This window comes from Mesorhizobium sp. M0184 (assembly GCF_040322215.1).
Taxonomy (GTDB): domain Bacteria; phylum Pseudomonadota; class Alphaproteobacteria; order Rhizobiales; family Rhizobiaceae; genus Mesorhizobium.
In genome coordinates this window covers 1-19,930 of the sequence record NZ_JAMYSZ010000057.1, presented here as the reverse complement: position 1 = coordinate 19,930, position 19,930 = coordinate 1, and the positions used below count along the sequence as shown (strand labels likewise).

Genomic DNA, 19,930 nt, shown 5'->3' with positions numbered 1-19,930 from the left:
GCCGCCGCGCCATCTGCTTAGCCCGCAAGCTAGGAAGCGGCGCTCAGCCGGCTAGAACGGGCGAAGTGACCAGAGCTCCGAAGCTTGGCTAGCAGGATGATGGCCGTTCCGCGGTGGTCAACCCTCGCTTGCTCACGCAGCGGCGACGCATCCCAGGCAGCCAATTCTGCCACCAAAAGGGCGGTGTCCCCGTTTACCGATGCGCATCTAAGTTGTCCGTACTTGTCCATCACGATTATTGCTGTGCCGGTGACGCCATATCCAATCGCGGCCATCCGCTGAACGCAGATATCGCCGTCGACACGAACATCGAACAGAACCGACCCTGCGGTTTTCTCCGCAGCGTCAGCCACACGATCACAGAACGGCCGATGCAGGCCTTCGATATTGCCGAGTGCCTGCTCAAACAACGCCAACTCAACATGCTGCGCCACCATGGCTGCAAAATGCGCGCCGGCTGGCACAATCGACAATAGGCCAGGGCTGACTATCCACGCACCAATCGCCCTCCCGATGCCTACATCGCAACTGCGCTCTTGGCCGGCGCTACTTCGCTTGTCCGCGGCATGCCCAAGCCGTTGGAGCGCTCCTCAAACAGATTGCGCATAACATCACAGCCCAAGATGGCCAATAGGACGAACGACCTTGTAATATCGCTTCATTCGTCCTCGCGAGCGCCGCGCTTCTTTTCCACAAGAGTTTCGGCTTGCCGGAAATTAGCGTCTCGGTGGATAAATCCGCATGGCTTTTCGGGTGGGTGCTGGCAGGAAGACTTATGCGCGGGCGAGGATGGATTAAGGCGTTGCGTCAGGACGACGCTCGGCAGGTGCGTGCGCATTGCGAAGCCCGAGCGCGACTCATGGCCGACCAAATGAGGAGCGAGTCAAGGAATGATCCCTGCACGATTTTCGCGAGTCACATTCTTCCTGCCAGTCGAACCGGCAGATTGCGAATTTGGTGGCGAGTATATCTTTTGCATGATATATGAATATCATTCAGAGGATATACAAATGCCGCTCTTCATTCGCGATCCCGACGTTGATGCTTTGGCCGTCGAGCTGCAGCAGATCACAGAGGCGCGTAGCAAGACTGAGGCCGTCAGAACCGCCTTGCGCCACGAGATCGAGCGCAACCGCAGCAGCGTCCCGCTGCGCGAGAGACTGGCTAAGGTCAAGGAAATGGCACGGCGGATCGGGCCGGCCAATCCTGATTTCGACATGAAGGAATTCACTGACGAAATGTGGGGCGACGACTGATGTTCGTCGACGCGTCGGTGATCGTCGCCATCCTCAATGAGGAGCCTGGCGCGGAAGAACTGGAAAAGCGGCTCGCGGCCGCGACCAGGCCGCTGTACGTCTCCCCACTCGTCCGCTTCGAGGCAGTTCAAGGTCTCGCGCGAGCAGCGGCTGAAGCCATCAAGAAGAACGCCAAGCCCCGCCCGACATGTTGGCGCAAGCTCGCGACACCGTCGACGCGTTCATAGCCGAGGTCGCTGGCAAGGAAATCATGATATCCGGCGATATCGGCAATCGCGCGATCGAAGCCAGCATGAAATACGGCAAGGCTGTGGGGCACAAGGCCGATCTCAATTTCGGGGACTGCTTCGCCTATGCATGTGCGAAGGCCCACCGGCTCCCCGTTGCTCTCCCAAGGCAACGACTTTTCGCAAACGGATCTGGCTTGAGTTCGCTGAGATCGGTGCCCTCACCCGGCAGGTCAGGGCGAAGCGCGATGACCTTAGCGTTGTTGCGCGGCTTTCGCTGTCGTTCGTCTCGCTTGCTCCGTCTCGGCATGGCCCCTCTCAACGTCATCGTGAGAGGCCAAACTGGCAGAACGGCGCAGCCGAGAACCAGGCGCTACATCCGTTTGGCGATCGGGCAATTCCTTTCCTTTGGTCATTCGAGAAACCTCCGCCCGAAAGACTCAGAACCATCTCCGACACTGAGCAAAATCGTCCTAAGCCACATTGTCGTATTGCTTCATTTGGCATTGCTGCTCCGCCCGGTCAGAAAGCATTCTGATCCGCAAACCTTCTTGTGTCGGAAGCTGGGCAAGAATGTCGGAAGCCCTACCAAAAGGGAGAGAGGGCGGGTCACCGGTACCGAGAATCGGTGCAGCGCAGACGATACGCCGATTCGGCACGCATTTTGCTCCGATTTTTTGTCACGGGGGACGGCGATGGCAGATCTCCGATCGCCCCCGCAGGAGCGGTTCGTGAAGCCGCGCCTTCGTGCGGCAGCCAATGACAGGCGTATCCGCCGGATCGAGCAGTGGAGGTAGGACAGCATGGTCGCGAGGCATTCTGATGCGCGGGAGGGCGGCGGCCAGTACGTGATCGCCGTCAAAGGCAACCAGTCGAAGCTGGCGAAAGCGACGACCAGCGTGTCGCAGGACAGGCAACGGACTGCCAGACGCCGATGGCGTTCAATCGAAGGCCTGATCGCGGGAAGCTCGATCTTATAGTGTTCGCTGACGGATTCGGCAGCAAGATCGCTCGACAGACTGGCCCGGCAGCCAGGGCGATCGAAATCCTCGCTCAGGGCGGCTGTGACCCTTATGTCCCGCCTTGGCGCCGCCGGGCTTCGCCTTGTCCCGACGCTCCTTGCGATCGGCTGTCGTCTCCTCGTCAGTATGGCCTCCGCCGGCTAGATTACGGGCAGGTCGCCCAGACCTTGGGAGTTAAGTTTTACTAAGATCGGTTACCGATTGATCAATGACCCCCTTTTGTCGCGCCTATTTTGGTGCGCTGGCCATCGGAATTCGAATTTCTTCCCGTCTCGCCATGCCAGGCCGAAGCCGTTGTCCGTTGCTAAGGCGAGATCGTCCGGATTCGATGGCCTGCAGTCGGTCACAACGAGGAGTCGCGGATTGCCCTCTTGCTTCTGATGGTAGTCGAGCAGTTGGCCAATTGCGGCCCGTATCGCGAAACGGATCGTCAGCGGGTCGGTCGGCTTGATCTCTGCCAGCACCGGTCCGAATTGCGCGTCGTGATAGCGGACATCGACCCATTCCATGTTGGGTACAACTTGCGTGGCGTTGGACGCTTTGAGAAACGCCTCGAAAGCCGACTGCAGGTGATGATGCTTGGGCGTAATTTGGAATTCATTTTCCTGGAGGTAGCGGGTGTATGGATCGGTGGCCGTTCCAGCGCTTTTCCTCCCTTTGCCCCTAGGTGGAGGCGCATTGCGGACGCTCCGGTCCCGCACGTCGTCGAAATCATCCGTCGATAGCCACGCTAAGATTGGATGCGAAGATGGCAGCCTTTCGGCGATAATGGCCAAGGCTTGATCAGGCCTCACCGCTTGGTAACTCCCATGCATCTTGATAATTGCCTGCCGAGGCGGCGACGGAGGTTTCGAGGGTATGATGTCGTCAGGGATGATTAAAATCGACGGGCTGAACCAGACGAAGTGCGATTGTGGACAACGCCATTGGACCCATTCGTACGCATCCTCCCAATGGGCGTCGAAAGCTGCCTTGTTCTTCTTGAGGCTTTTGATCCCGGGTAACTTCCAGAGTGCATTGCCGTTCCTACGCAGATCCAGCTCTTTGGCAATTGCCGCTCGATCGTTCTCATCATTCTGATAGATGGCGCATGCGGCACCTACAGCATAGAACTGACCGTCCTTCATCGTCGTCATGATGATGCCGAGGTTGCCCTCGTCGGCATAACTGAACATTCGGCCTTTCCCTTGGGTGTGAAAAACTTTCCAGCCCTTCCAGACCCAATCGGACCGACCATTCCATTCCTCGTGGCCATAGCCATGAACTCCGGCATAACCGCTCGACGTGGTTCCGCCGGTGGGGCCGAGATAGCCATTGCTGTTCCAAACGACTGGCTTCAACACGACCATCTTACCCATGCGGAGCTCCTCGATGATCCAAACCGACAAAAGTCGGCAAACAAGAGTTCAACTGGCGGAATATCAATGCCAAGGCTCTATGGGGGCGTCGTCTCGAGTACTCGGTCCAAGTCGAGACATCGAGGATGAGCCGATATTTGTCTCTCACCCCTTCGAACATCAGGCGGTCGCGCGGAACACGAACTGGACGCCGACTGCCTTTGGCCTCCTATCGTTTCTGCTCTTGAGCTCGTCTAAGGCCCGCTGAACACAGGCTGTGAACTGCCGCATTCTCGCGTATAAGTGCCACGCGACATCGACTTCCCTCAATTGATCAAGCATCCGGTGCAGTTCGGGGCGCTCCCATCGACCGCCGGAAGCTTCCTCTTCAAAGATCCGTTCGCAACCGGCATCGGTGAGCGCCTTGATCTGCGCCTTCTTGGACTGCTCGTCGCCTTTGCTCACCCGGGCATAGCCGATCAGCATGGAGCTTCCTTTCGCAAACGGTCATTTATGGAAGGCCGAGGGTGTCCACGAGAATACAGGTGCGGAGCCTTTCATAATCCTCTTTCATTATGGCGCCGTAAGGCAAGCGGTTTGTGAAGGGATGAACGATGCCGGGATATCGATGACGAAGACGCAGCGGGAGAAGCTTCCGGTGCAGCGTGACAAGGCGTGGGCGTGCCTTGTACCGTTCGGGAGGAATCGACCATGCGAAAGCTCTTGCCCGGCCGGGAGCGAAGATTTAGCGCTCCTCGCGCAGCAACTTTGAACAACGCAGACGTTCCTTCGCGTCGCGAGAGGGGAGAGTACCTGCCGGCCCAAATTGACCAAAGTTTTCAAGGGCCGGATTGACGACATTTCCATCGTATCCGAAGCCCCCGATCTCGGAACGCTTTTCCATAAACTTTTGGAAAAGCGACCAATCCCCCTGCTTGAGCGCTTGTCTCGTTCCGGACCATCCCAACGAGCCAGAGAGCCATATATGGTCCACCAGCCCCTGGCGCTTCATGTGGTGTCCGACCGTGCCCGATCCGTAAACGCCAACGAGATAACGGCCAGCCAATGCATTCCGCACACTCCTGAAGTAGGGTGCTATCCGTGCAAGATGCTGTGGTGTGTGGTAGTCCCAATCGACTGCAAAATAGATTCCGGAGCCTTCGGGCTGTCCCAACGCGGCGGCCAGATCAAGCGCACGACCGGAGTCTCGCTCTCCAGCCGCACCATGCAAGTCTCTGATATTGCCGCCCGAGCCACCCCGCTGCTCGAAGGCCACAGCTACCGATATTCCAGCACCATGAAGGGCGGCGAGTTCCTCCCCTGTCAGACATTTTGAGGGAAATGGTGTACTATTCCGATGGTTGTAGTACCGGATTACTGTATTGACACCAGATTCTGCCAAGCACACAGCAAAATCGCCGACGTTCTGCGGGACGTCGATAATATCGTGCATAGTCCGTCTCCCCGAAGGCCGAAATTGTATGGAAAATGCGCAGTTTATACGGTCACCTCGCCCTCCCACGCTATTTCTTCGCGCAGCCTTTTGATGTCATTTCCCGCAGCCACCAACGCGGCGCAGACGCAATCAGCTATTCCTCTGTTTGCCCCTCGGTCTGCTGCAGAATGTCGCTACGTCTCTGACTGTGGGACCGCCGGCTGGAGAACAAGCGCAGGTAGTACGGTGAGTCGCTCGGCGAGCTGAAACGGCCGAAAACCTGCGCGATAGTGGATTGCGTTTGCTTGTTTGACAGGTTCAGCGATGCGGAGAGCAATATCGAGGTGATGGCGAGACTGTCAGCGCTTCCAACTTCGACCACGGCAAGGCAGGTTAAAGATAGACGGACTTCCGCGGAGTCGGATTGATCTAGGACGAGGCAATTGAACGCCGTCGGTTCGCCGTGTTTGCTCAGATAGCTACGGATTGCCTTTGCCAGACCGACGCCAGCTTCATTGCCGTCGGCGGCATTCGCGCAAATTGACGCAAAGGCACTGGGCAATTCCGCCACGTCCATCGTGCGGTTCAGCGTTCTTGAAGTCGTGGCGGTTTCCACCTGGTTCGGTACCATTTGCGCGGCATTCTGCCATGTTCGAGAATCCAGAGTCCGGGTTGGGTCTTCGAATAGTTTCTGGACTATGGCAGAGCAAATCCTCTCCGCCTCGAGCGGTTGGCTGCTCTGCGGGCCGATCACCAGGAAAAGGCCCGCAGCTGTTTTTGCGAATGGGTTCATGTCTGCTTCCCTATGGAAGCGGGACCGGAGTTCGCCGGCACCGGGGGCGCGACAGAGCATCGGTAGTTCGCAAGGGCTTACCGGACCGCTCTATCGCATCCATGATGCGGGCGACGTTCGTCCAAATCCACGCTATTGGTTGGGTGCGCTGCTTTCGCGATCAAAGGCCTGACGATCAGACCTGCGGCTTGATGTCTTGTTGCGGCGTCGAGCCACCGTTGAAAAAGTTCTTGGCCTTCTTGAACTGGTCGGTGGAGTTCTTATTCACAAGCTCCTGGAAGTTTTCGTGATCGGGGCCGCCTTTGCGGATCCGACGGGTCTGAACGAGATTGGTGACCTCGGCATAGTCCATGTCGACGCGGACGTAGTGGGTCGACGAACAAGAGGATTTCAGCTCGAGGAAGTGCTCTTTGAACTCGATCTGCCGCAGAACGATTGCTCCGTAGTCGTAATATCCGCCTGCCCCATTATCGAGAAGGTAGCTCTGGTAGGTGCATGTCAGCGCCTTGTATCGCTGCGCCTTGCCGTTTGCACTGAAGGTGAGATTCCCCATTTCTGTAAGGAAGGACTGGAAATCCAGCAGCAACGATGCCCCGTCGGTAATGATCGCCTTGGCAATCAGCGAGAGGAAAGTAGCTGAGACCGACGTCCCGGCCACCTTTTTTGAAAAACTCTTCAGTTTTTGCCTGCCCATAGAGAGATCTGGAATGTTGCCAACAACATCGGTCCATGTGTTGATATCAAGCTTCTGTGCATCGATGTTCGCATAATGGGTATGCATGTAGTCGTTAATAATTCCTCCTATTGCCAGTAGATTGTCCTGATTCTCATTGAGGGTGCCGCTGTACGTCGGATCTTCGGTTTTTTGGCCGATGAGGTGAAACTGCACTGTCCCTTGAGCGTTGGCGATCGTGTCGTCACTGGGGGGCGCAGCATCTAACTGGGCCAAAACAAGGGGCTTGGCGTAGAAAAATGCGGACGCCGCCTCATAGTGTTCTTTGGAATAGCGCTGTTCATGCTCTTGAACATTCACTGAAAATGCGTTCGACATGCTTTATCCTCCTGCTGTGAGACATGAGCGTTGGTGCGAGAGCTTAAGGTGCCCAAAGCGCGGAAACGCCTCGGAGATGAGATGATCTTTGCGTGCCCGCGTCGCCTTATACCAATTCGCTCCGGCCCCCACCTTTGCGTTAGGCAGGCTTTTCTCTGCGCCGTATCATTTTGCGATAGCGCAGTGGCGAGAGGCCATGAAACGCCTTGAAGGCTGTGGAGAAGTTGTTGCTGTTCTCGTAGCTGAAGGATTCGGCGACCTTGCCGATGCTTTCATGCCCGTTACGCAACCGGTCAGCAGCCTCCGTCATCCGGTAGCGCCGTAGCCAAGTCATTGGCCCGCAGCCAAACGATGTCTCGAAGCGGGTGGTGAGCGTTGTCCTGTTGGTCCCCACCATTCGCGCCAATTCGACGCGGGTGATCTGCTGATCGACCCGCTGCGCCAGCAGACTGCATGAATTCTGAACGATCGGATCGGCTGAGAAGAAAGGCGGGGTAGAACGCTGCGCGAACTGAACGATGCAGGCGGTAAGTCTGCGCAGAACTTCCTGCTCGGTGAGCGGCCACAACAGGTAATCGGAATACCCGTTGGAGAAGACCGCTTGTCGATCCAGGCTCTCTTCCAGAACCAGAGCCAGTTTGACAGGTTCGGGCGAGAGCTTCGCACGCCCGTGCTTGTCGTGAATCGGTTCGCGACAATCGACGATGACGATCTGCGCGGAGCGCCCTGCCCGCAATAAACGGTGATCAAGGATATCGATCTGCCTCAGAGAACTCGCGATTAGTGCCAAGGACTTGCATGCTTCGGGGTCCGAGCCAAGATATGCTGCCAGCATGCAGGCACCTCACAGACACCATGGGAAGCTGGCCTGTGGAAGGCTTGGCGCGGCCGAATGGCGGTCGAAGAGAGGCGGTTTTTGGCCTGTATATAGATGGCTGGGCGTATGATACCTTCTCGTCTGGCCCTGTTGCCTCGCTTCAAATTGTCGAAACCGGCACGGTTTCAATGCGCTGGCACAGCAGAGCCAGCTTCCCCTCCCAACGGGCGAGCAGGGCAATAAACTTTTTCCGTCATATCCTGACGATAGCCCCGGATTCGGATCACGTTTCTTGCCTAGGCGACTCATCAGTCACTTGCCTTCCCAGTTGGGATATTTTGCTCTGTTCCCGCCGCCGCGGCGACGGCGATCTCGTGGCGCAGCCAACGATGCTCCGGGTCGCGATGGGAACGCTCGTGCCAAATCAGCGCGACTTCATAGGGTGTCAATTGCACAGGCGGATCCATAATCGCTAGCGGCAGCAAGGCGGCGATCCTGGTCGCGACGCGGCGTGGTACAATCAACAGCAGATCGGTCGCCGCGATCGCCAACGCGGCCGTCAAGATGTTGGAAACCAACACCGGATCGCGACCCTGGAGATCTAACTTGACCAGTTCGTCATGCACCCGGCCGAAGCCGTCTTTGGAGTCCAAGGCAATGGCTGCGTGGCGCAAGACCGCGAAGCTCTCGATTGTCCATTCCCGCGCCAGGGCTGGATGGTCGTGGCGCAGCAGGCAGGCAAACCGGTCGGAGTAGAGGCTGCGCCTCAAGTATCCGGGCGGCGAGGCGCTAATCTGCCCTATAGCCAAATCGATCTCGCCTAGCTCAAGCCGCCGCATCGCGCCGGAGAGAAGCGGATCGATGACGACGTCCAGATGAGGCGCGTGCTGGCGCAGCCGGGGCAGGAGCCGCGGCAGCAGGACCAGTCCTTGATGATCGGGCATCGCCATTATCGCCTTCGATCGCCAATTGGCTTGGGCAAGACTGCCGTTCACTATCCCGCGGATCGCATCCAGCACCGGCGGCAGCATTCGGCTCAAGCGTTGGGCCTGCGGGGTCGGAACCAGGCCCATGGAGCCGCGAACCAAAAGATCGTCGTTGAAAATGCCACGCAGCCTCCTCAACGCTCGGCTCATCGAGGGCTGGCTCAAGCCCACGTGTCGAGCCGCATGCGTGACGTTGCGGTGTTCCAGCAGCGCTTCGAGAGCAAACAGCAAGTTCAGGTCAATCGACGCCAGCATTTGCCGCTGCCGTGTGGCGCGAGGTTCCGCGACAAACGGCTGCGCCCGCTTTTTTGAAGTTTCGCGACTGCAAGCGAGCTCATCCACGGCCTTCTCCTCTTGTCTTAGTAAGCGGTGTGCTCGCGCTAAGCGTCAGCACATTCGGCATCGCTCAGCGAGGCCGAAATGCTGCCTGATTCACTTGGTCGCGGTCAGCCTCATGCTGGCGAAGCTAGGCCCAGGAACGCGGCAAAGCTCAGCGCTGATCCAGGCCTAACAGAAAGTCGTCGCACCAGCGATAGACGTTGTATTCGCGGAGCCGGCCGATCATCGCACGCCAACGATCGATCCGCTCATCTAACTGCATGTCCAGGGCTTCTTCGATGGCCCTCGCCATCGCTTCCGGATCGTAGGGATTGACGAGGATCGCTCCACCTAGCTCTCTGGCTGCGCCGGCAAAACGCGAAAGCACGAGAACACCTGGATTCTGTGGGTCCTGTGCGGCGACATATTCCTTAGCTACAAGGTTCATGCCGTCGCGGAGCGGCGTGACCAGGCCGACGCGTGCCATGCGGTATAGACCGGCGAGCTCGCTGGGTCCAACGGACCGGTTGATGTAGTGAACGGGCATCCAATCGATCGTTCCGAGTTCGCCATCAACGCGCCCCACCCGCTCGGCGACGTCCTTTTGCATCGCCAGATATGCCGGTATTTCCGTGCGGGATTTCGGTGTGATCTGCAGCAGTTGCGTCTTGCCGATGCGGTGGTCGTTGCTCCGCAGGAAGCGGTCAAACGCGACGATGCGCTTCTCGATGCCCTTCGAATAGTCGAGGCGGTCGACGCCGATCGCGACTTTACAACCGGGAATCCTCTGAGAGGGCTCCTGCAGAGTCTCGCTGCGCGCCGCCTGCTCGGCCAGTCGTTCGAACTCGGCCGTGTCGATGCCGATCGGAAAAACGCCGCAGCGAAACACACGTCCATAGGCTTGGCACACACCGTTTGTGATGGGGTCCGGTAACCCCTGACGGCGCAAGCATTCGGCGAAGTTACTAAGATCGTCATCGGTATGAAAGCCGACGAGGTCATAGCACGAAAGCCCGCGTAGCAAATCATCATAGTGCGGTACGGTGAAGAGGATGTCCGCGGCCGGCCACGGAATGTGCAGGAAGAAGCCGATCTTATTGCCGCAGCCGAGGTTCCGCAGTTCTTTCGCAAGCGGGATCAGGTGATAGTCGTGCACCCATATGACGTCGTCGTCGCTGATGAGCGGCTGCAACAGCTTTGCAAACAGTCGGTTGACGCGCTGATATCCGGACATTCGTGCTTCGGAATACTCGGCGAGGTCGACTCGGCAGTGGAAAACCGGCCAAAGAACCCGGTTGGCAAAGCCGTAGTAATAGTCGTCCAAATCTGTCTGCGAGAGATCGGTAAGCGCATAATTGATCCCGCCGGCCTCCCGGCGTGAGATCGGCCCTGACGGGTCCTCCCCGGCTTTCACCTTCCCCGACCAGCCCATCCATAGGCCGTGCCTTCGCCGGAGCGCAGCGCTCAGCGCAATCGCCATCCCGCCTGGCGGCGGGGAACCATGCTCGTCGGGCAGCGAAACCCTGTTTGAGACTACGACCAGTCTACTCATCTCCACTCTCCTGCTCTCGGACATCCCGCCGTTCATGAAAGCTCCGCCCCCTGAGCGATCTGCACAATAAGACATGCAAGTTCAAAAGAAAGGATAGCATGGGTCTAGAAAGGAGATTGGAATTAGATAAAAGGTTGGGCATCAGGAGTTTCCTGTAGACAGTGGAATTAACATCAAGGCGAGTTCTGCGTCTGATCAATAAATCTCGACGAATCCATACGAATGTCAACTTTTCAGCGATTTAAATTGAAACAAAGCTGAACTGAATTGGAGCCGCCGGGAGAGGAAGTTGGGTGCAAAAGCGCTCCAGTGATGGTGCCAGAGGACCGGAGCGATACGAATCTCAGCGGGGATAAACCCGGTCTGCCGAACGAGTGGTCGCAGAGGACGGACAATCCATCAAAAACTAGCAGGCTTTGGGGGCACTGTTGCGCAGCAGGAACTCCGCATAGGACCTATTTGTCTGCGCTATTCCGCAATACGCCTGATGAAGATTGTCCCACCTGCTGAGCGTCACTAATTTGACTACCGTCCCCGGCAGCCCAAGCTGCAGTCAATAGGAAGTGACCATGAAGAACATTCTCATCGTCGGTCAGGACGCGTTGACGAGAGAACCGCTTATGGGCTTCTTGTCTAAGCATGAGTTTAACATCAGAGCGGTCGAAAACCGCCAGCAGGCCGCCAGCAATATGGCTTCTGAAGCGATTGATCTAGCAATTGTCGACCTGAGCTACGGCCGAGAGGACGGTTTGCAGTTCGTTCGAGATTTTGGTGCCAAGAGGGATCTTCCGATCATCATCATCAGCGGTGACTTCGTAGATGAGGCCGACAAGGTGATTGGCCTCGAAACCGGCGCTCGCGACTACATTACTATGCCCTTCGGGCTTACGGAGTTCCGCGCCCGCGTGCGCGCCGCTATGCGCCAGCGGCCGGAGCGTGACCGAAACACCATCTACCGTTTCGATGACTGGCGAGTTAGCACCAAGCGTCGGAGCTTGCGCCGGGGAACGGATCCTGACGTCAAGCTCACCGCCGGCGAGTTCAACCTCCTGATGGCCTTTCTCAAGAACCCAGGTCGGGTCCTTTCACGTGAGCAGCTTCTGATGGCGACCCGTGTCTATGATCAGGAGGTCTACTACCGCAGCATCGATGTTCTTATCGTCCGCCTTCGCCGTAAGTTGGGGCAGGATAAGGCGCCGCGCCCGCAGTATATCCGCACCGAGCGCGGCGCGGGGTATATTTTCGACAGTGTCGTGAATATTGAGGAACTAAGGACGCGCCGTGGTTGATGGACGGCCAAGATCGCGCGGGAAGCGAACGTGACCCAGCACCACTGCAGGCGCTTCAGAATATCACGAATAGGGTCAGGCTTTGCCTTCATAGGAATGGCCTCCAGCCACCTGGGCACCTCGTACTACCGGCGTTTCGCGGACCGGTAGGGCCGCGCTGATTTCTGCGTGGACTGATGACGGCGATCGCTTCGGAGTTGGTTGTTGAGATTGCCGATTTTGGCATCGCGGTGGCGGTTTGCGCCGCCTTCGTCGTCATGCGGGCGCAGTTCGCCCCTGGTGCCATACGGGCGGGTGAGATTGTAGGCGAGATTGGCCATGCCGATCTTGGTCTGGCCCGCCCGATGCCGATCGTGCCCACGAACAAGAACTCGCGAGCAGCGGCTGTGGCGGCGACGTAACCTTCGGCCTTGCCGATCGCTTTACCAGTCGCCTTCGCCTGTACCATCAGACCGGCATATTCGCGCGAGGCATCCAGGTCGCAAGCCAAGACGCGATTTCAAATAAGGGGCCTCTCGCGGCGCCGACAAGGTTTCGGAATTTTCCGCTCCTCGCAGGTCGGTAGTGGCTGTTGCATACGTGCAACTCAAGCGCGAAGAGTTATCTCAAGGGCAACACTATTCTTGAATTCGGCGGTCAGAATGCGAGTAATCAGCCAAACTCGCCCGATCGAGTCCTCTCGCTACGGGCCACCAATCAACCTGGGACGCCCCTGTGAGTGCCGATACCATTGCTGGCGCAGTGAGCCGGGAGAGCCTCTCTTTCCCATACCTCCGCATTAAACCCGAGACCACTGTGCCAGCCCAGCGCCCTCCGCCGGCTGGCAGCAAGATGACGGCTGCCAAACGATGGGGCTGCGTGCTCTAAAGATAGAAAATGACGTTTGGCCTACTGCACACCGGGATTTTGCCTGTGATCGCTGCCACAAGCCATCGGTGGTCTTGGTGGTGACGAAACCGCATGCGTATGTTTGCCCGCTGTGTCTAGACGGCGATCCTGCCGAGCAAACTGAGCGTTTTGACTAACATTCTCGGCAAGCTTAGAAGGAGTGGTTCGCTCGATAACAACAAACCCCGAAAATACCTCGCTCATTGTCCGGGCCACGCGCTATCTGGATCGTGGAATTTCGTTTCATGAAGAAAACAGCGGCAGTTTTTAATGAGAGATGAAGTAACCGATCTTTTAACTGAGTTGGCCCTTTGGGCGAATGTGGTGATGAAATCGGAAAGGGGCAATAGAATTAAAATTTGCGCCGCCTACGACGCCGGTCTGCAGCTAATCGCTGAGCGTACTACGCCCGGGTCTCCGCCCCGACCGGGCATTGAAGCTTGCATCCTGCAGCATGAGAAACTGAAGGCTGCCGAAGACATCAGCTGCGTAGGTTGGATACTGGCCGCGATCGCCACGCGTGTTGGGGAACGAGATCTTCCGAAATGGGAGGAAGCTCAGAAGGTCATTGGCGCCACGGTTCGGTTGCTTAGTCGCTACCGTCAAACTCGCGTTCATTGAAGCCATGGCCGCGTCGGCGGAATGGCATTACAATGCTGTCGAGCATTCCCTGTAGCGTTGCACGGACGATGACGCCGGTAATTTACGGCTGTATGAACTGAGTGCCTCCGTCTCCGGCTGCGTCAGAAAACAGGTAAGTCAGTCGTTGTCGGGTTGGAAAAGAGGAAGGTCGCTGGAAAAGCGCGGCCAACCCGCCTTCGCTTGCACACAGCCTGCGTTTTGCCAGCTCCTCAACCGCAACGTGCTGTCAATCTTCGTCTTGCCATGTCTTGAACGCCGAACTGTTCACGCCATTGGCGCCGCTTTGTCATCCCGTGCCCCGAAATGAGGCCGTCGTTCGAACGATATGCGCAGTTGCTTTTCCGCCAGAAACCGGCGAGCCAGATCGGTGTCGCGCTTACCCACGCGTGACACCCAGTCCGAAAACAGGCGAACCGCGCGCCGGTTCATATGCCGCGAAGGACAGACCAGCCAGTATCCCGGAAACTCGATGACCTCGAACTCTATCGAGACCGGAACCAGAGAACCCGACACCAGGTCCTCGAATGCGATGGATGTGCTTTCCAGGACCACACCTGCACCGTCCTTCGCCAGTTGAATCGACATTGACGAACGGTCGAAACGGTAAGGATACGCCATGCGGGCGCCCTGGATACCGTTGCGCGGCAGCCAATAATCCCACCGGAAATAGGCCTTCACACTGTCGATCAACCGCGCATGGCGAAGCTGCTCGCGCGGATCCGGTGAGATCGCGCGCAGTCCGGCAAGATAGGAAGGCGAGCACATCGGCAGGATCAGATCGTTGACGACGCAATCCGAATAAAGGCCGGCCCAGCCGCCGTCGCCATAACGAAGATCGAGATCGATGACCTCCGTTTCGAAATCCGAGAAATTGGGCGTGGCGTCGACGCGCAAATTCCAGCTCGGATAGCCCTTGCTGAACTCGGCCAACCGCGGCGCCAGCCATTTCTCGCCGAAGGAAGGACTGACGCGCAGGCTAAGCTGGAAGCTTTCGCGCTGCCGCACAATGGCATTACGCACCTCGCGTATGGATTCGAAAGCCTGGGTCGTGGTCTGGAAGAGCCGCTCACCGTCGATCGTGAGCGAGAGATGGCGCTTTTCGCGCTGAAAAAGCCGCACCCCGAGTTGGTGTTCGAGCAGCCGCAGCTGCTGGCTAACCGCCGAAGGTGTCACCTGCAATTCCTGCGCGGCCTTTGCCACGCCGCCGAGCCGCGCGACTGCCTCGAAATGCGTCATCGAATTGAACTTGATGTCTGACCTCGTCCTCGTCAGTTAAGCTCAGCTACACAGAATGTTAAGAAACGAGAATTGAGCCGAATGTCAATCGGTCGCATCATCCTATGGTCTCGGGAGGAGATACAGAATGGAACCGGGTGCAGCCCAAAGCTTGGGTAGTGCCGGCAATGTGCCGGCAGTTGGACAGGCATCGACCAGGAAGCCCCTGATCGAGGCTTCCAATGTTAAGAAGAACTACGGCGCAACACGGGTCCTTCGGGGCGTGAGTTTTCAGGTCCGGCCTGGCGAAATCCACGCGCTCCTGGGCGGCAACGGCGCCGGCAAAAGCACCCTGATCCGCATCATCACCGGGCTGATCTCACGCGATGCCGGCGATATTAGCTTCGCCTCGTCGAAGGCCGGCCACACCAGGCCGATCATCGCGGTGGTGCATCAGGAGCTGGCGCTATTGCCCGAGCTGTCGGTCGCGGAAAACATCGGCATCGTCCATGCAAAGGCGGGCTGCTCGCAGATCAGCCGTCGCTGCATGCGGGAAATCGCGCTTGGTGCGCTCCGCCTGATCGACCCCGCGATCGGCGAAGAGATCATCGATCGGCCGGCACGCAAATTGTCCCTCCACGAAGGCCAGATCGTCGAGATCGCCCGCGCACTTTCGACTGGAGCGGAAGTGCTGCTTCTCGATGAGCCTACCGCGAACCTGACAGCCGCCGAGACGGTCAAACTCTTCTCGGTGCTAAAGCGGCTGGTGCGAGAAGCGGTATCGTCTTTGTTTCTCACCGTATGCGCGAAATCCGCGCGCTATGCGATGTCTGCACTATCTTGCGGGACGGCGTTACGATCACGAATGCCACGCCCCTGGCCTCGCTCAGCGACGCGGACATCATCCAGCAGATGGGCCAACACGCGCAGCGTCCAGCAAGGCACCGCAACCCGCAAAAACACCTCCGACAGGGCATACCAGTCGAACTCCTCGGCCCCGGCGACGTCAGGATAGCGATTTCGTCCGGCACCATCCTGGGACTGGCCGGCGCGCCCGCAGGCCCGACCGGCCTCATTGCTCCCCTGGTGGGCGCCGGACGCGGGGCTGGCTGGCGCCTTTCCGGCGAGGGTTTTGCGGACCGCTTCTCGTCTCCAGCGGCAGCGGCGCGGGCCGGTATCGGCTTTGTTTCGGGCGACCGCGCAACCAAGGGGATCCTTTCGCAGCTGCCCATCGTCGATAACGTGCTTGCAGCACGCAGGGTTCGCGAAAGACGGCGGATCGTGGCCGCAGCCGAGCGGCAGGAATGTCACGATCTCGTTTCAGCGCTGAAGTTGAAAGCCAGCTCGATCTGGGACCTGCCGGCCTCGTTGTCCGGCGGCAACCAGCAGAAGCTTCTCGTCGCACGCTGGCTTGGGCTGCCGCCCCGGATGGTGGTGCTGGAAGAGCCGACGCGTGGCGTCGACATCGGCACCAAGCATGACATTTACGGTTTGATCCGGGAGATGGCCGACGCTGGCGCGATCATCATCTGGTGGTCGACCGAGAACGTCGAACTGCTCGAGCTTTGCGACGCCATTTTCGCCTTTGACACTGATGGGCAACCGAAGGGATTCCTGCCTGAAGAGCACTACACCGAAGACGGGCTCGCCGAACTGACGGGGATGGCGGCATGACCGACGCGAGCAACGGCACCACGACCACCGACAAACTCCGGACCACCAACTCGCGCGTCCCAGCAGTTCTTTTGTGCTACCGAACGGAAGAAGCGATTGCCGCCGCAATCGTCGTCCTGCTGCTGGCCGTCGGCATGTTCGTGCCCGCTGCACTCAGCATGGGCAATTTGCAAAACATCATCCAGGCCGCCGCGCCCCTCATCATCATGTCACTCGGTGTTTTGCTGGTCGTGGTCACCGGCGGCATCGATCTTTCGGTCGGTTCAGTCTTTTCCTTGACCGGTATGGTGACCGCGCTGGCGATGGCCAGTGGCGCCGACGGACTGACCGCCAGTGCTGCCGGCCTGGCCGTCGGCCTTGTCTTCGGCTCGATCAATGGTCTTCTGGTCACGGTCGTTGGGCTCGCGCCTTTCGTCGTCACGCTCATCACCTACGCGGTGGCGGGCAGTCTGGCCTTCATCGTCACGAATGGTCGTTCGATGCCGATCGGCGCGCCGGATTTCTGGCTCCTGAATTCGGGCGAGATTATCCCGGGCGTCCCCAACCATCTTCTGTTCTGCATCATATTGATGATCGCGCTGGAATACGTCCTGCGCAAGGTCGTGCTCGGACGCTGGTTCTTTGCCGTCGGCTCGTCGGCAATTGCTGCCCGGCTGCTCGGCATTCCGGTTCTGCGCATCAAGTTTGCTGCCTATGTCGCTTCGGGCCTGCTCGCCTCTTTCGCCGGGCTGTTGACCGTAAGCTACATCCTTAACGCCGAAGCCACTGCCGGCGCCAGCCTGATGCTGCAGGCAATCGCCGCCGTCGTCATTGGAGGGGCCAGCCTATTTGGCGGAACTGGGAGCGCGATCGGCGCCATGCTGGGCGCTCTGATGATCACCTGCATCCAGAACGGCGTGAACCTCATTGGCGTGAACAGCTTCTGGCAAGGCTCCGTCACCGGCGCCGCGATCCTGCTCGCGGTTCTGATCGACCGCTTCAGCAGCAAGAACCGACTCTAGATCATCAACGGGAGGAACCAAGATGAAGTTGAAGACCATACTACTTGCAGCATTGGCGGCGGCCGCCTTGTCCAGCGCATCATACGCGCAGGACAAAAAGACCGTCGCTTACATCGCCCCGTCGCTGGACATCTCCTACTGGCAATGGGTCGGGTACGGCGTGAAGGAGAAGGCCAAGGAACTCGGCATGGATTATGTCGAGTACACTTCGGAAAACTCACCCGCCAAGCAGATGGACAATGCGCGGACCGCCGTGACCAAAGGCGTCGCGGCCATCGTGATCGGCCCCGTCAGCTCGACCTCGACACCGCCGCTGCTCGACTATCTGGCGAAGCAGAAAGTGCCGATCGCCTTTGCCGGCATCGGGCCGCAACCGGGCCTCACCAACTATACGTCCTCGGTCACCGCGAACAACTATGAGACCGGCAAGGCGCAGGGGAAATTCACCTGCGAGCTTGCCAAGGAGCGTGGCGGCAACAAGGTTGGCATGCTGTCGCTGCCGCAGGACCGGGAGAATGCACAGAAATACCTCAAGGGCGCCAAGGAGGCGTTTGCCGCCGACGGCTGCGACCTCGTCCAGATGCTGGAAACGCGGGGTCTGACGATCAACGAGGCCGTCACCCAGGCAAACGACCTCTTGACCGCCAATCCCGACATCAAGGCCATCTACGGCATGTATGACGAAGCCGGCACCGGCGCCGCCAAGGTGGTCGAGACCCGGGGCCTCACCGGCAAGATCGGCATCACCGTGGCCGACGGCTCGCCGACCACGATCGCGCTGCTCAAGAAGGGAGCGCTCCAGGGCATCTTCTTCCAGGAGGCAGTAGGCCAAGGCATCGACGGAACTCAACAGGTCTACAACGCACTGACGGGCGCGGCGGTGACCCAGGATCTGGCCTTGGTCATGCCTCTTGTTACGGCCGACAAGGTTGATAGTCCCGAGGCCAAGAAGGTCATCGCCCGCGTCTTTCCCCCGAGCAACTGACCGCCACCCAATGGACCCGCCGGCTTGGCCGGCGGTCCAGACCTCAAGCAAGGAATCCCGACCGTGGCCGAGCTGCCGTTCATCGATCCGCACCATCATTTGTGGGATCTGGAGACCAATTTTTATCCGTGGCTGACCGACGGGGTTAAGCCGTCAGCCTTCGGTGACTACGAGGCGATCCGAAAAAGTTACCTTCTCGAGGACTATCTTGAGGACGGCAAGAACCAGAACCTCGTAAAATCGGTGCACCTGGATGTGGGGTTCGATCCCAGCGATCCGGTTGGGGAGACGCGCTGGCTGCAGGAGATCGCCGACAAGCGGGGTTTCCGCATGGCATCGTCGGCTATGCCGACCTGTCTAGACCCGATGTTGGCGAGCTCCTCGACCGCCACATGGAATATCCGAACTTCCGCGGCATTCGGCAGTCGATGAACTACCATCCCGACGCCGCTAAGACATATCAGGCGCGGCCGGAGGTGAGCCGGACACCCGAATGGCGGCGCGGCTTCCGGGAGCTGGCGAAGCGCGGGCTGAGCTTCGACCCGCAGCTCTACTATCCGCAGATGAGCGAGTTGCTCGAACTGGCGCGCGACTTTCCCGACGTGCAGATCATTCTCAATCACACCGGCATGCAGGTCGACGGCGCCGAGCATTTTGGCGCCTGGAAAAAAGGCATGCACCAGTTAGCGCAAGCGCCGAACGTCGCCTGGATCTCGGGCCTCGGCATGGGCGACTGGACTTGGACCACGTTCTCGATCCGTCCTTATGTCGAGGAGGCGATCGCAGCCTTCGGCGTCGGCCGCTCGATGTTCGCGACGAACTTCCCCGTCGACAAGCTGTTCTCGAGCTTCGACGCCATTTTGAACGCCTTCAAGGAAATTACGATCGCCCACCCGCACGAGGAGCGGCTCGCGCTGTTCCATGACAACGCCGCCCGGTTCTACCGACTTTAGATCACCGGCAAACAGAAATAGCAGGAGAGTTCGACATGTTGCTGAAGGGCAAGGCCGTGGTGATTTCGGGGGCCGCGGGCCCCCGGGGAATTGGCCGTTCCACGGCAACGCTGATGGCGGAGCAAGGGGCGCGCATTGCTATTCTTGATCTTGACGAGCAGCAGGCCCGTGACGCCGCCGAGTCACTTGGGCCCGAGCACATTGGCCTCGCCTGTAACGTCGCGGACCACGATGCCTGCACGAAGGCTGCTGGAGAAGTGACCGTAGCCTTCGGCAAGGTCGACGTGCTGTGCAACATTGCCGGGATCACGCAGCCCGTAAAGACACTGGATATCGGCCCGGCTGACTGGGACCGCATCCTCGATGTCAACCTGCGCGGCGTGCTCTATCTCAGCCAGGCATTTATCCCGAACATGCGCGAAAATGGCGGCGGCTCGATCATCTGCATGTCGTCAGTTTCGGCCCAGCGCGGCGGCGGCATCTTCGGTG

At 58.8% G+C, this 19,930-nt stretch carries 19 protein-coding genes and 2 pseudogenes; 11 read left to right on the top strand and 10 right to left on the bottom strand.

All coding sequences use genetic code 11. The features are described from left to right. Positions 1 to 29 precede the first annotated feature (29 nt). Complete coding sequence (locus NKJ23_RS33060) at positions 30 to 437, bottom strand: hypothetical protein (protein ID WP_352684905.1); 408 nt, start codon at positions 435 to 437, stop codon at positions 30 to 32. 573 nt (positions 438 to 1,010) lie between these two features. On the opposite strand from NKJ23_RS33060, the gene NKJ23_RS33055 reads away from it, so the two are divergent. Both NKJ23_RS33055 and NKJ23_RS33050 read left to right on the top strand, forming a co-directional pair. After that, positions 1,011 to 1,256, top strand: coding sequence for a type II toxin-antitoxin system VapB family antitoxin (locus NKJ23_RS33055; RefSeq protein ID WP_352496689.1), 246 nt, complete (start codon positions 1,011 to 1,013; stop codon positions 1,254 to 1,256). Beyond that, positions 1,256 to 1,684 (top strand): annotated as a pseudogene (locus NKJ23_RS33050) (type II toxin-antitoxin system VapC family toxin). Before NKJ23_RS33055 ends, NKJ23_RS33050 begins: the two are co-directional and overlap by 1 nt. Positions 1,685 to 2,699: 1,015 nt before the next feature. Here NKJ23_RS33050 and NKJ23_RS33040 read toward each other — a convergent pair. From NKJ23_RS33040 to NKJ23_RS33005, 8 genes are all read right to left on the bottom strand, one after another. Further along, positions 2,700 to 3,863: a hypothetical protein gene (locus NKJ23_RS33040; protein WP_352496688.1), complete on the bottom strand. Its 1,164-nt coding sequence runs from the start codon at positions 3,861 to 3,863 to the stop codon at positions 2,700 to 2,702. Between the two features lie 159 nt (positions 3,864 to 4,022). Continuing rightward, positions 4,023 to 4,328 (bottom strand): recombinase family protein, encoded by a 306-nt coding sequence (locus NKJ23_RS33035; RefSeq protein ID WP_352496687.1) that lies wholly within the window; start codon positions 4,326 to 4,328, stop codon positions 4,023 to 4,025. 259 nt (positions 4,329 to 4,587) lie between these two features. Then, positions 4,588 to 5,295 (bottom strand): DUF1906 domain-containing protein, encoded by a 708-nt coding sequence (locus NKJ23_RS33030; protein WP_352496686.1) that lies wholly within the window; start codon positions 5,293 to 5,295, stop codon positions 4,588 to 4,590. A gap of 136 nt (positions 5,296 to 5,431) precedes the next feature. Then, positions 5,432 to 6,070, bottom strand: a complete 639-nt coding sequence (locus NKJ23_RS33025) for a glutamate acetyltransferase (RefSeq protein ID WP_352496685.1) — start codon at positions 6,068 to 6,070, stop codon at positions 5,432 to 5,434. A gap of 175 nt (positions 6,071 to 6,245) precedes the next feature. Further along, positions 6,246 to 7,121, bottom strand: a complete 876-nt coding sequence (locus tag NKJ23_RS33020; protein ID WP_352496684.1) for an Evf family palmitoylated virulence factor — start codon at positions 7,119 to 7,121, stop codon at positions 6,246 to 6,248. Between the two features lie 139 nt (positions 7,122 to 7,260). Then, a complete protein-coding gene (locus tag NKJ23_RS33015; protein ID WP_352496683.1) occupies positions 7,261 to 7,956 on the bottom strand; it encodes a helix-turn-helix domain-containing protein in 696 nt (231 codons plus the stop codon). A 290-nt stretch (positions 7,957 to 8,246) separates the two neighbouring features. After that, entirely contained in the window at positions 8,247 to 9,179 is a 933-nt protein-coding gene (locus tag NKJ23_RS33010; RefSeq protein WP_352496690.1) for a LysR family transcriptional regulator, read from the bottom strand. A gap of 235 nt (positions 9,180 to 9,414) precedes the next feature. After that, positions 9,415 to 10,794 (bottom strand): alpha,alpha-trehalose-phosphate synthase (UDP-forming), encoded by a 1,380-nt coding sequence (locus tag NKJ23_RS33005; RefSeq protein WP_352496682.1) that lies wholly within the window; start codon positions 10,792 to 10,794, stop codon positions 9,415 to 9,417. Positions 10,795 to 11,363: 569 nt separating this feature from the next. Between NKJ23_RS33005 and NKJ23_RS33000 the strand changes: the two genes are divergently transcribed. The 3 genes from NKJ23_RS33000 to NKJ23_RS32990 all read left to right on the top strand — a co-directional run bounded on the left by NKJ23_RS33000 (position 11,364) and on the right by NKJ23_RS32990 (position 13,592). Beyond that, the gene (locus tag NKJ23_RS33000; protein WP_352451776.1) at positions 11,364 to 12,083 is read left to right on the top strand and encodes a winged helix-turn-helix domain-containing protein; all 720 of its coding nucleotides are present in this window, start codon (positions 11,364 to 11,366) and stop codon (positions 12,081 to 12,083) included. 176 nt (positions 12,084 to 12,259) lie between these two features. Next, positions 12,260 to 12,484 carry a hypothetical protein gene (locus NKJ23_RS32995; protein ID WP_023722452.1) on the top strand — a complete coding sequence of 75 codons (225 nt, stop codon included), beginning with the start codon at positions 12,260 to 12,262 and terminating at the stop codon, positions 12,482 to 12,484. 757 nt (positions 12,485 to 13,241) lie between these two features. Next, complete coding sequence (locus tag NKJ23_RS32990) at positions 13,242 to 13,592, top strand: hypothetical protein (protein ID WP_352496681.1); 351 nt, start codon at positions 13,242 to 13,244, stop codon at positions 13,590 to 13,592. Between the two features lie 285 nt (positions 13,593 to 13,877). On the opposite strand, the gene NKJ23_RS32985 is transcribed toward NKJ23_RS32990, so the two are convergent. After that, entirely contained in the window at positions 13,878 to 14,849 is a 972-nt protein-coding gene (locus NKJ23_RS32985; protein ID WP_352684899.1) for a LysR substrate-binding domain-containing protein, read from the bottom strand. 127 nt (positions 14,850 to 14,976) lie between these two features. Between NKJ23_RS32985 and NKJ23_RS32980 the strand changes: the two genes are divergently transcribed. The 6 genes and pseudogenes from NKJ23_RS32980 to NKJ23_RS32955 form a co-directional block, all read left to right on the top strand. Further along, entirely contained in the window at positions 14,977 to 15,843 is an 867-nt protein-coding gene (locus NKJ23_RS32980; RefSeq protein ID WP_352496778.1) for an ATP-binding cassette domain-containing protein, read from the top strand. Next, positions 15,741 to 16,502, top strand: a complete 762-nt coding sequence (locus tag NKJ23_RS32975) for an ATP-binding cassette domain-containing protein (RefSeq protein WP_352496779.1) — start codon at positions 15,741 to 15,743, stop codon at positions 16,500 to 16,502. Before NKJ23_RS32980 ends, NKJ23_RS32975 begins: the two co-directional genes overlap by 103 nt. Then, positions 16,499 to 17,503: an ABC transporter permease gene (locus NKJ23_RS32970; RefSeq protein WP_352496780.1), complete on the top strand. Its 1,005-nt coding sequence runs from the start codon at positions 16,499 to 16,501 to the stop codon at positions 17,501 to 17,503. The genes NKJ23_RS32975 and NKJ23_RS32970 overlap by 4 nt, the downstream gene beginning before the upstream one ends. A gap of 22 nt (positions 17,504 to 17,525) precedes the next feature. After that, a complete protein-coding gene (locus NKJ23_RS32965; protein WP_352496781.1) occupies positions 17,526 to 18,488 on the top strand; it encodes a substrate-binding domain-containing protein in 963 nt (320 codons plus the stop codon). 63 nt (positions 18,489 to 18,551) lie between these two features. Next, positions 18,552 to 19,441 (top strand): annotated as a pseudogene (locus NKJ23_RS32960) (amidohydrolase family protein). 35 nt (positions 19,442 to 19,476) lie between these two features. Further along, positions 19,477 to 19,930 (top strand): SDR family NAD(P)-dependent oxidoreductase (locus NKJ23_RS32955; protein WP_352496825.1); only part of this gene is annotated, 454 nt, incomplete at its 3' end.

What these genes read in the sequence shown, in the direction of transcription:
- NKJ23_RS33060 (WP_352684905.1), bottom strand. Translation starts at nt 437, where the DNA reads ATGGTGGCGCAGCATGTTGAGTTGGCGTTGTTTGAGCAGGCACTCGGC.
- NKJ23_RS33055 (WP_352496689.1), top strand. Translation starts at nt 1,011, where the DNA reads ATGCCGCTCTTCATTCGCGATCCCGACGTTGATGCTTTGGCCGTCGAG.
- NKJ23_RS33040 (WP_352496688.1), bottom strand. Translation starts at nt 3,863, where the DNA reads ATGGGTAAGATGGTCGTGTTGAAGCCAGTCGTTTGGAACAGCAATGGC.
- NKJ23_RS33035 (WP_352496687.1), bottom strand. Translation starts at nt 4,328, where the DNA reads ATGCTGATCGGCTATGCCCGGGTGAGCAAAGGCGACGAGCAGTCCAAG.
- NKJ23_RS33030 (WP_352496686.1), bottom strand. Translation starts at nt 5,295, where the DNA reads ATGCACGATATTATCGACGTCCCGCAGAACGTCGGCGATTTTGCTGTG.
- NKJ23_RS33025 (WP_352496685.1), bottom strand. Translation starts at nt 6,070, where the DNA reads ATGAACCCATTCGCAAAAACAGCTGCGGGCCTTTTCCTGGTGATCGGC.
- NKJ23_RS33020 (WP_352496684.1), bottom strand. Translation starts at nt 7,121, where the DNA reads ATGTCGAACGCATTTTCAGTGAATGTTCAAGAGCATGAACAGCGCTAT.
- NKJ23_RS33015 (WP_352496683.1), bottom strand. Translation starts at nt 7,956, where the DNA reads ATGCTGGCAGCATATCTTGGCTCGGACCCCGAAGCATGCAAGTCCTTG.
- NKJ23_RS33010 (WP_352496690.1), bottom strand. Translation starts at nt 9,179, where the DNA reads ATGCTGGCGTCGATTGACCTGAACTTGCTGTTTGCTCTCGAAGCGCTG.
- NKJ23_RS33005 (WP_352496682.1), bottom strand. Translation starts at nt 10,794, where the DNA reads ATGAGTAGACTGGTCGTAGTCTCAAACAGGGTTTCGCTGCCCGACGAG.
- NKJ23_RS33000 (WP_352451776.1), top strand. Translation starts at nt 11,364, where the DNA reads ATGAAGAACATTCTCATCGTCGGTCAGGACGCGTTGACGAGAGAACCG.
- NKJ23_RS32995 (WP_023722452.1), top strand. Translation starts at nt 12,260, where the DNA reads ATGACGGCGATCGCTTCGGAGTTGGTTGTTGAGATTGCCGATTTTGGC.
- NKJ23_RS32990 (WP_352496681.1), top strand. Translation starts at nt 13,242, where the DNA reads ATGAGAGATGAAGTAACCGATCTTTTAACTGAGTTGGCCCTTTGGGCG.
- NKJ23_RS32985 (WP_352684899.1), bottom strand. Translation starts at nt 14,849, where the DNA reads ATGACGCATTTCGAGGCAGTCGCGCGGCTCGGCGGCGTGGCAAAGGCC.
- NKJ23_RS32980 (WP_352496778.1), top strand. Translation starts at nt 14,977, where the DNA reads ATGGAACCGGGTGCAGCCCAAAGCTTGGGTAGTGCCGGCAATGTGCCG.
- NKJ23_RS32975 (WP_352496779.1), top strand. Translation starts at nt 15,741, where the DNA reads ATGGGCCAACACGCGCAGCGTCCAGCAAGGCACCGCAACCCGCAAAAA.
- NKJ23_RS32970 (WP_352496780.1), top strand. Translation starts at nt 16,499, where the DNA reads ATGACCGACGCGAGCAACGGCACCACGACCACCGACAAACTCCGGACC.
- NKJ23_RS32965 (WP_352496781.1), top strand. Translation starts at nt 17,526, where the DNA reads ATGAAGTTGAAGACCATACTACTTGCAGCATTGGCGGCGGCCGCCTTG.